Origin of the sequence: Streptomyces sp. CNQ085, assembly GCF_022614595.1 — a bacterium.
In the GTDB taxonomy this organism is placed as follows: domain Bacteria; phylum Actinomycetota; class Actinomycetes; order Streptomycetales; family Streptomycetaceae; genus Streptomyces.
Genome location: NZ_JAJFAU010000060.1, coordinates 1 through 9,360, shown reverse-complemented (window position 1 = coordinate 9,360; position 9,360 = coordinate 1). Strand labels below are relative to the sequence as shown.

Sequence of the window (9,360 nt, the reverse complement as noted above, 5' to 3'; positions counted from 1 at the left end):
CCGCCCGGCCGGGCGGCGCGGCGCGACGCGGTGTCCGGGCCGTCTCGCGGACCGGACACAATAGGGGGATGACCGACAGTCCCGCTCCTCTCGCAGACCCGCGTCTGCGCCACCCGGCCGACACCCCCGCCGGGGACGGCCCGCGCGACATCGTGATCCTGGGCTCCACCGGATCGATCGGCACCCAGGCCGTCGACGTGGTGCTGGCCAACCCCGACCGCTTCCGGGTGACCGCGCTGTCCGCCGCGGGCGGCCGGGTGGAGCTGCTGGCCGAGCAGGCCCACCGGCTGAAGGTCCGCGCCGTCGCGGTCTCCGATCCGGGCCGGGCCGGCGAGCTGCGCGAGGCGCTGCGCGCCCGCTACGGCTCGGCCGAGCCGCTGCCCGAGGTGCTGGCCGGGCCCGACGCGGCCACCGAACTGGCCGCCTCCGAGTGCCACACCGTCCTCAACGGGATCACCGGCTCCATCGGCCTGCGCCCCACCCTGGCCGCCCTGGAGGCGGGCCGCAGTCTGGCCCTGGCCAACAAGGAGTCCCTGATCGTCGGCGGTCCGCTGGTGAGGGCGCTGGCCGGGCCGGGGCAGATCATCCCCGTCGACTCCGAGCACTCCGCGCTGTTCCAGGCGCTGATGAGCGGCACCCGCGCCGAGGTGCGCAAGCTGCTGGTGACCGCCTCCGGCGGCCCCTTCCGGGGGCGCACCCGCGAGGAGCTGGAGCGCGTCACCCCCGACGACGCCCTGGCCCACCCCACCTGGGCGATGGGCCCGGTGATCACGGTCAACTCCGCCACCCTGGTCAACAAGGGCCTGGAGGTCATCGAGGCGCACCTGCTGTACGACATCCCCTTCGACCGCATCGAGGTCGTCGTCCACCCGCAGTCCTACATCCACTCGATGGTGGAGTTCACGGACGGCTCCACCATCGCCCAGTGCGGCCCGCCCGACATGCGGCTGCCCATCGCGCTCGGCATCGGCTGGCCGCACCGGGTGCCCGACGCCGGCCCTGTCTTCGACTGGTCCACGGCGATGAGCTGGGAGTTCTTCCCGCTGGATGGGAAGGCCTTCCCGTCCGTGGCACTGGCCTGCCACGTCGGGGCCCTGGGCGGCACCGCGCCGGCGGTGTTCAACGCCGCCAACGAGGAGTGCGTGGAGGCGTTCCTGTCCGGCGGGCTGCCGTTCAACGGCATAGTGGATACCGTCGCCGCGGTGGTCGAGGAGCACGGCACCCCCAAGGGGCGCGATCTGACCCTGGACGAGGTGCTCGACGCCGAGACCTGGGCGCGCGCCCGCGCCCGCGAACTGGTGGCACACATGACACGACGGACAGCGGAGGCACGCGCATGACGACGGTGATGACCATCCTCGGCATAGTCGTCTTCGTCGTCGGCCTGCTGTTCTCCATCGCCTGGCACGAACTGGGCCACCTGTCCACCGCCAAGATGTTCGGCGTCCGCGTGCCGCAGTACATGGTCGGCTTCGGCCCCACCCTGTGGTCGCGGAAGAGGGGTGAGACCGAGTACGGCGTCAAGGCGATTCCGCTGGGCGGCTACATCCGCATGATCGGCATGTTCCCGCCCGGCGAGGACGGCGCCGTCCGGCAGCGCTCCACCTCCCCCTTCCGGGGGATGATCGAGGATGCCCGCGCGGCGGCCTACGAGGAGCTCCGGCCGGGCGACGAGAAGCGGATGTTCTACACGCGCAAGCCCTGGAAGCGCGTGATCGTGATGTTCGCCGGCCCGTTCATGAACCTGGTGCTGGCCGTGGCGATCTTCCTCGGCACGCTGATGACCTTCGGCATCAACACCACGACCACCACCGTCTCCTCCGTCTCCGAGTGCGTGGTCAGGGTCTCCGAGCGCACCGACACCTGCCCGGAGGACGCACCCGACTCCCCGGCCAAGGCCGCCGGCCTGAAGCCCGGCGACACCATCGTCGCCTTCAACGGGGCCGAGGTCACCGAGTGGGACGACCTCCAGCGGCGCATCCGCGACACCATCGGACCGGCCACCATCACCGTCGAGCGCGACGGCGGGCGCGAGGTCCTCCGGGCGGACCTGGTGAGGAACGAGGTCGCCAAGTCCGACGGGCGCGGCGGCTACGTCGAGGGCGAGTACGTCACCACCGGCTTCCTCGGCTTCTCCCCCGCCACCGGCGTGGTCGAGCAGTCCTTTCCGCAGGCGGTGGACCGCATGGGCGACATGATGGTCGCCGGCGCCGAGGCGCTCACCCGCCTGCCGGAGAAGATCCCCGGTCTGTGGAACGCGGCCTTCGCCGGCGCCGAGCGCGAAGCGGACTCCCCGATGGGCGTGGTCGGCGCGGCCCGCGTCAGCGGGGAGATCTTCGCCCTGGAGATCCCGGCGGAGCAGCGGGTGGCGATCACCCTCCTCACCCTCGCCCTGTTCAACCTCTCCCTGTTCCTGTTCAACATGCTGCCGCTGCTGCCGCTGGACGGCGGCCACATCGCGGGCGCCCTGTGGGAGTCGCTGCGCCGGGGCCTGGCCAGGGTGCTGCGCCGCCCCGATCCGGGCCCGTTCGACGTGGCGAGGATGATGCCGGTGGCGTACGTGGTGGCCGGCGTCTTCGTCTGCTTCACGCTGCTGGTGCTCATCGCGGACGTGGTCAACCCCGTACGCCTGACCGGCTGACGCGGCGGTGTGCGGGGTCCCGGGGGCGCCCGGGACCCCGCACCGCGTACGGCGGACCACGGTGTGCCCCGGGCACCGGGCGTACCGTAATCTCGGAGGCCGGAGCCCGCCGCCGAACGGGGCACTGGACCACAGCTTGGGGTTGCACACCACAATGACAGCCATTTCGCTCGGAATGCCGTCCGTACCGACCAAACTGGCCGACAGACGGGCCAGCCGGAAGATCCAGGTCGGCTCGGTGGCCGTAGGAGGCGACGCCCCGGTCTCCGTGCAGTCGATGACCACCACCGTCACCGCCGACATCGGCGCCACGCTCCAGCAGATCGCCGAGCTGACCGCCTCCGGGTGCGAGATCGTCCGCGTGGCCTGCCCGTCCCAGGACGACGCCGAGGCGCTGCCGGTCATCGCGAAGAAGTCCCAGATCCCGGTGATCGCGGACATCCACTTCCAGCCCAAGTACGTCTTCGCCGCCATCGACGCCGGCTGCGCGGCGGTGCGCGTCAACCCGGGCAACATCCGGCAGTTCGACGACAAGGTCAAGGAGATCGCCAGGGCGGCCTCCGACGCCGGGGTGCCCATCCGCATCGGCGTCAACGCCGGCTCCCTGGACAAGCGGCTGCTGGCCAAGTACGGCAAGGCCACCCCCGAGGCGCTGGTGGAGTCCGCGCTGTGGGAGTGCTCGCTGTTCGAGGAGCACGGTTTCCGCGACATCAAGATCTCGGTCAAGCACAACGACCCGGTGGTGATGGTGGGCGCCTACCGGCTGCTGGCCGAGCGGTGCGACTACCCCCTCCACCTGGGCGTCACCGAGGCCGGGCCGGCGTTCCAGGGCACCATCAAGTCGGCCGTCGCCTTCGGTGCCCTGCTGAGCGAGGGCATCGGCGACACCATCCGGGTGTCGCTGTCGGCCCCGCCGGTGGAGGAGATCAAGGTCGGCATCCAGATCCTGGAGTCCCTCGGGCTGCGGCAGCGCCGGCTGGAGATCGTCTCCTGTCCTTCCTGCGGGCGGGCCCAGGTGGACGTCTACAAGCTCGCCGACGAGGTCACCGCCGGGCTGGCGGGTATGGAGGTCCCGCTGCGGGTGGCCGTCATGGGCTGTGTCGTCAACGGGCCCGGCGAGGCCCGCGAGGCCGACCTCGGGGTCGCCTCCGGCAACGGCAAGGGTCAGATCTTCGTCAAGGGCGAGGTCATCAAGACCGTTCCCGAGTCCAAGATCGTCGAGACCCTCATCGACGAGGCCATGAAGATCGCCGAGCAGATGGAGAAGGACGGTGTGATCTCCGGCGAGCCGGAGGTCTCCGTCAGCTGACCGACCGGCCGGCGCCGTCCGCCGCGGCCGGGGGTAAAGTCGGAAGACACTCCCCAGCCACCACGGCCGCACGGTGAGGCATCCCACGTGTTGACGACCACCACCCGCGTCCTCGGGCCCCCCGAGCTCGACGACGCCCTCGCGGTGCTCGACCGCGAGCCGGTCAGCAACGCCTTCGTGGCCTCCCGTGTCCGGGTCTCCGGCCTGGACCCGTGGCGGCTGGGCGGCGAGATGTGGGGCTGGTACCAGCGCGGGCGGCTGGAATCCCTGTGCTACGCGGGCGCCAACCTCGTCCCCGTCTGCGCGGGGCGGGAGGCGGTGCGAGCCTTCGCTGAGCGGGCACGCCGCCAGGGGCGGCGCTGCTCGTCCCTCGTCGGCCCGGTCGGGCCCACCGCGGCGCTGTGGGCCCGGCTGGAGCCGCACTGGGGGCCGGCCCGCGAGGTCCGCCGCCACCAGCCGCTGATGGTCGCCGACCGTGTGCCCGCGGACATACGGCCCGATCCGTACGTGCGGCGCGTCCGCAAGGACGAGACGGATGTGGTGATGCCCGCCTGCGTGGCGATGTTCACCGAGGAGGTCGGCGTGTCGCCGCTGGCCGGGGACGGCGGGCTGGTCTACCAGGCCCGGGTCGCCGAACTGGTCGGCGCCGGACGCTCCTTCGCCCGCATCGAGGACGGCCGGGTGGTCTTCAAGGCCGAGATCGGCGCCGTCACACCGCGGGCGTGCCAGATCCAGGGCGTGTGGGTCGCGCCCGAGTACCGCGGCCGGGGCCTGTCCGTCACCGGCATGGCGGCGGTGCTGCGTTACGCGCTGACCGAGGTGTCCCCGGTCGCCAGCCTCTACGTCAACGACTACAACACCGCCGCCCGCGCCGCCTACCGCCGGGTCGGCTTCCGCGAGGCCGGGGAGTTCATGAGCGTGCTGTTCTGAACGCTCCCGGACGATTCCGGACGACTCCGGGCGGTCCCGAAGGCTCCGTAGGCCCCCCAACGGACCATGGTCCGCGCGGGTGTTCGCCCGATCCCGCCGATCTCTCCAGTAGGGTCGATCACCATGGAAGACGCCCAGGTCGGTCCCCTGGACCTCGCAGCCCGCGTGGACGAGGCGCTCGCCGTACAGGCCGTCGCCTTCGGACTGACCGACGACGAGGTGGGAGTGCGCCGCCACATCGTGCTGCGGCACGCCGCGTCCCCCGGAGTCCGGGCGCTGGGTGCCACCACACCGCGGGGACGGCTGGTCGGCTTCGTCTACGGGATGCCCAACGACCGCACGCAGTGGTGGTCCACGGTCGTCGAGCCGTATCTGCGGCGCGACGGGAACGCCGGATGGCTGGACGACGCCTTCGTCATCACCGAACTGCACGTCCACCCGGCGTACCAGAAGCACGGCATCGGCCGGGAGCTGATCACCGCGATCACCGACGCCGCCGCCGAGCCGCGCTCGATCCTCTCCGCGATCGACACCGAGAGCCCGGCCCGCGCCCTCTACCGCTCGCTGGGCTACCGGGACCTGGCCCGCCAGGTGCTGTTTCCCAGTGCCGGGAGCCTGTACGCGGTGATGGGTGCGCCGCTGCCGCTGCGGCGGTGAGGCGGGCCCGGCCGGAGGTCCGGGGGGTGCCCCCGGGAGGTGGGGTCCCAGTGCCGGGAGCCCGTACGCGGTGATGGGTGCGCCGCCGCCGCCGCGGCGGCGCCGGTAGTCTCCTGGGCGGGCCGCATCACCGGTGCGGCTCCGGAAACCGACCCACCGCACGCAGGAGAAACCCATGGCAGCCCGTGTCCAGCGCATGTCCCGGCTCATGCTGAAGACGCTGCGCGAGGACCCGGCCGACGCGGAGACCATCAGCCACAGGCTTCTGGTCCGCGCCGGCTACGTACGCCGCACCGCCGCCGGGATCTGGACCTGGCTGCCGCTGGGCAAGCAGGTCCTGGAGAACGTCACCCGGATCGTGCGCGAGGAGATGGACGCCATCGGCGCCCAGGAGGTGCTGCTCCCGGCCCTGCTGCCCAAGGAGCCCTACCAGACCTCGGGCCGCTGGGAGGAGTACGGAGACCTGCTGTTCCGGCTCAGGGACCGCAAGGGCGCCGACTACCTCCTCGGTCCCACCCACGAGGAGATCTTCACCCAGGTCGTCAAGGACCAGTGCACGTCCTACAAGGACCTGCCGGTGATGCTCTACCAGATCCAGACCAAGTACCGGGACGAGGCCCGCCCGCGCTCGGGCGTCCTGCGCGGCCGGGAGTTCCTGATGAAGGACTCCTACTCCTTCGACACCACCGACGAGGAGCTGGCCGAGTCCTACCGGCTGCACCGCGAGGCGTACGTGCGGATCTTCACCCGGCTCGGCCTGGACCACCGGGTCGTCTCCGCCGTCTCGGGCGCGATGGGCGGTTCGGCCTCCGAGGAGTTCCTCGCTCCGGCCGCGGCCGGCGAGGACACCTTCGCCGACTGCCCGGCCTGCGGATACGCCGCCAACACCGAGGCCGTCACCTTCCCGCTGAAGCCGGCCGGCCCCATGGGCCACCCGCCGATCGAGGAACTGGACACCCCCGACACCCCCACCATCGAGACCCTCGCCGACCACCTGGGCGTGCCCGCCTCCGCCACCCTGAAGAACCTGCTGGTCAAGGTGGACGGAGAGATCTGGGCCGTGGGCGTGCCCGGCGACCGCGAGGTGGACCTCGGCAAGCTCGCCGAGCACCTGGCGCCCGCCACCGTGGAGCTGGTCGCCGCCGAGGACTTCACCGGCCGCCCCGCCCTGGTGCGCGGCTACGTCGGTCCGCAGGGCCTGGCGGGCGCCGCCTTCCGTTATGTCGCCGACCCGCGCGTGGCCCCCGGCACCTCCTGGATCACCGGGGCCAACAAGCCCGACACCCACGCCCGCAACGTGGTGTGCGGCCGGGACTTCGAGGTCGACGAGTACCTGGACGTGGTCACCGTCGAGGACGGCGACCCCTGCCCGTCCTGCGGCGCCGGGCTGAAGCTGGACCGGGCCATCGAGATCGGCCACATCTTCCAGCTCGGCCGCAAGTACGCCGACGCCTTCTCCCTGGACGTACTCGGCCGCGAGGGCAAGCCCGTCCGCGTGACCATGGGCTCCTACGGCATCGGCGTCTCCCGCGCGGTGGCCGCGCTCGCCGAGCAGACGGCCGACGGCCAGGGCCTGTGCTGGCCGCGCGAGGTGGCCCCGGCCGACGTCCACATCGTCGCCGCCGGCAAGGGCGCCCAGACCGAGACGGCCCTGGAGCTGGCCGGGAGGCTGGCCTCCGCCGGGGTGCGCGTCCTGGTGGACGACCGTACGGGCGTCTCGCCCGGTGTGAAGTTCACCGACGCGGAGCTGATCGGCGTGCCGGAGATCCTGGTGGTGGGCCGGGGCGCGGCCAAGGGCCTGGTGGAGCTGAAGGACCGGCGCACCGGCGAGCGCGAGGAGGTGCCGGTGGACGAGGCGGTGGAGCGGCTGGCCCGCTCGGCCGGCGAATCCGCCTGAGCCGTCGCCGCGGGCCCCTCGCCGGGGCCCGCGGTCCCGGGGCTCACAGCCAGTCGGCGAACTCCAGCAGCGCCTCGCCGTCGGCACGGTCGCCGGCGGCGATGTGCCGCGCGCCCGACTCCACCGCCCGGTACAGGCTCCAGCCGCGCAGCCGGTCGCGGTCCACCTCCAGGGAGTTCGCCAGCTTGGCCACCCGGCGCCGGGCGATCGCGGGGGCGCCGGAGCCGGCAGCCAGGTCGTGCAGCCGGTCGCGGACGAGCCGGGCCAGGTCGTACGCCCGCTCGCCCACCAGCGGATCGGGCCCGATCACCAGCCAGTGGGCCCGTCCCGGACCCGCCGACAGCACCGCCCCCTGCCGGAAGTCGCCGTGCAGCAGGACGTGTTCGGGGGCATCGGCGAGCAGCTCGGAGCGCAGGGCCAGGGCCGCGTCGGCCAGCGGGCGGGCCTCCTCGGGCACGTGCGCGCGGATTCCCTCCACCGCCCGTCCGGTGTGCTCCTCCACGGCGGTGAAGGGGTGCTCGCCGTCGGGGACACCGGGGGGAGAGGGGGACACCCACAGCCGGTGCAGCGCCGAGACCGCCTCCAGGGTGGCCTTCGCGTCCGGCAGCGAGCGCAGCGACACCTCCGCGTGCAGCCGCTCCAGCAGCAGCGCGCCGTCCTCGGGGGCGGCGTCCAGCAGCCGTACCGCGCCGTGCCCCTCCCAGCGGGACAGCGCCGCCGCCTCGTCGGCCGCGCCGGCGGCGCGCAGCTTCAGCGCGGCCGGCGAGCCGTCCGCCCGGCGGACCAGGACGACCAGGCTGCCGCGTCCGCCCGGGGAGATCACCCGCTCGGCCGTCAGCTCCCAGCGTGCCAGCGACGTCCGTACCAGTCCGGGCAGCCGTGCCAGCCAGGGGGAGTCCGCGCCCAGGAAGCGCACCAGCCGCTGCGGTGGTTCGACGTGCGGAGCCGATGTCATGCCCGGGCGTCCCTTTCGTCGTCGGCTTTCGCGGGGAGTCCCTCAGAGGGACTCCGGGCTCGCCTGCGCGGCGCGCTCGGCGAGACCCGGGAAGGGTACGCCCGTGCCGCGCCAGCGTGCCGCGCGGACCGCGGTCTCCCGCAGCGCGGCGGCCGCCTCCCGTCGCAGCCCGCCCTCGCCGGCCCGGACCAGGTCGGCGTAGACGGCGGCCACCCGCTCCTCCAGCTCGGCGGCGAGCCGCACCGCCGCGGCGCCGTCCGGGACCGGGAAGGGCAGGGAGTAGGCCGCCGCGGCGGACTCGGGGGCGGCGTCCATCCGCCGTACCGCGCGGCGCAGGACGTCACGGCGCGCGCGGTGGGCGTCATGCGCCTCCCGCGCCTGCGCGCGCCGGTCCTCGGCGATCCGCCCGCCCACGACGCCGTAGCCGTAGACGGCGGCGTGCTCGGCCGAGAGAGCGGCCTGCAGGGCGGCCAGCGCGGGGTCGTCCTCCCCACCGGGGGGCGAGGGCGCGGGGGAGGCCGCGGCGGCCGCAGCCCGGTTCGCCCCCGGGTTCGCTGCCTCGTTCATCACTCGCCCTCCGTGAGCAGGTAGACATGGACCGCTCCGGCCGCCGCGACGGACGCGAGCAGCCGGGCGAGCTCGGGCGGGGCGCCGTCGAGGGCCCGGGTGAGGGCGTCGGCGGCGGTGCGCTCGGCGTCGGCGAGGGCGGCCAGCGCACGTCCGGGATCGGCGGGCACGCCCTCCCCGGAGCCCCGGGTGTCCTCCGGGGCCGGGGAGCCGCCGGGACTTCCGGAGGCGGAGGCCCTCGGGTCCCCGGAAGGCCGGGAACCGCCGGGCTCCGTCCCGCCGAAGGCCCTCACATGCCGCACCACGTCCGCCCGCAGCGCACCCCGCTCAACTCGCTGCTGATCCTCGCAAAGCTGCTGGCCGACAACGCCGAGGGGAACCTCTCGCCCAAGCAGGTGGAGTTC

9 protein-coding genes are annotated in these 9,360 nt (G+C 73.5%); 6 read left to right on the top strand and 3 right to left on the bottom strand.

Features of this window, described 5'->3' with window-relative positions:
- Positions 1 to 68: 68 nt before the first annotated feature.
- The 6 genes from dxr (at position 69) to LJ221_RS12645 (ending at position 7,434) form a co-directional block, all read left to right on the top strand.
- A complete protein-coding gene (gene dxr / locus LJ221_RS12670; RefSeq protein ID WP_241716407.1) occupies positions 69 to 1,340 on the top strand; it encodes a 1-deoxy-D-xylulose-5-phosphate reductoisomerase in 1,272 nt (423 codons plus the stop codon).
- Positions 1,337 to 2,641 carry an RIP metalloprotease gene (locus LJ221_RS12665; RefSeq protein WP_241716405.1) on the top strand — a complete coding sequence of 435 codons (1,305 nt, stop codon included), beginning with the start codon at positions 1,337 to 1,339 and terminating at the stop codon, positions 2,639 to 2,641. Before dxr ends, LJ221_RS12665 begins: the two co-directional genes overlap by 4 nt.
- Before the next feature lie 154 nt (positions 2,642 to 2,795).
- Positions 2,796 to 3,950 (top strand): flavodoxin-dependent (E)-4-hydroxy-3-methylbut-2-enyl-diphosphate synthase, encoded by a 1,155-nt coding sequence (gene ispG / locus LJ221_RS12660; RefSeq protein WP_241716403.1) that lies wholly within the window; start codon positions 2,796 to 2,798, stop codon positions 3,948 to 3,950.
- 87 nt (positions 3,951 to 4,037) lie between these two features.
- The gene (locus tag LJ221_RS12655) at positions 4,038 to 4,880 is read left to right on the top strand and encodes a GNAT family N-acetyltransferase (RefSeq protein WP_241716401.1); all 843 of its coding nucleotides are present in this window, start codon (positions 4,038 to 4,040) and stop codon (positions 4,878 to 4,880) included.
- 123 nt (positions 4,881 to 5,003) lie between these two features.
- Complete coding sequence (locus tag LJ221_RS12650) at positions 5,004 to 5,537, top strand: GNAT family N-acetyltransferase (protein ID WP_241716399.1); 534 nt, start codon at positions 5,004 to 5,006, stop codon at positions 5,535 to 5,537.
- 175 nt (positions 5,538 to 5,712) lie between these two features.
- Positions 5,713 to 7,434, top strand: coding sequence for a proline--tRNA ligase (locus LJ221_RS12645; protein WP_241716397.1), 1,722 nt, complete (start codon positions 5,713 to 5,715; stop codon positions 7,432 to 7,434).
- A gap of 43 nt (positions 7,435 to 7,477) precedes the next feature.
- Here the strand turns inward: LJ221_RS12645 and LJ221_RS12640 are convergent, their stop codons facing one another.
- Genes LJ221_RS12640 through LJ221_RS12630 form a run of 3 tightly spaced genes read right to left on the bottom strand, consistent with a single transcriptional unit; the run spans position 7,478 to position 9,126 of the window.
- Positions 7,478 to 8,389, bottom strand: a complete 912-nt coding sequence (locus LJ221_RS12640) for an aminoglycoside phosphotransferase family protein (RefSeq protein WP_241716395.1) — start codon at positions 8,387 to 8,389, stop codon at positions 7,478 to 7,480.
- A 42-nt stretch (positions 8,390 to 8,431) separates the two neighbouring features.
- Positions 8,432 to 8,956 (bottom strand): ferritin-like domain-containing protein, encoded by a 525-nt coding sequence (locus tag LJ221_RS12635; protein ID WP_241716394.1) that lies wholly within the window; start codon positions 8,954 to 8,956, stop codon positions 8,432 to 8,434.
- Entirely contained in the window at positions 8,956 to 9,126 is a 171-nt protein-coding gene (locus tag LJ221_RS12630) for a hypothetical protein (protein ID WP_241716391.1), read from the bottom strand. The genes LJ221_RS12635 and LJ221_RS12630 overlap by 1 nt, the downstream gene beginning before the upstream one ends.
- Positions 9,127 to 9,360 lie beyond the last annotated feature (234 nt).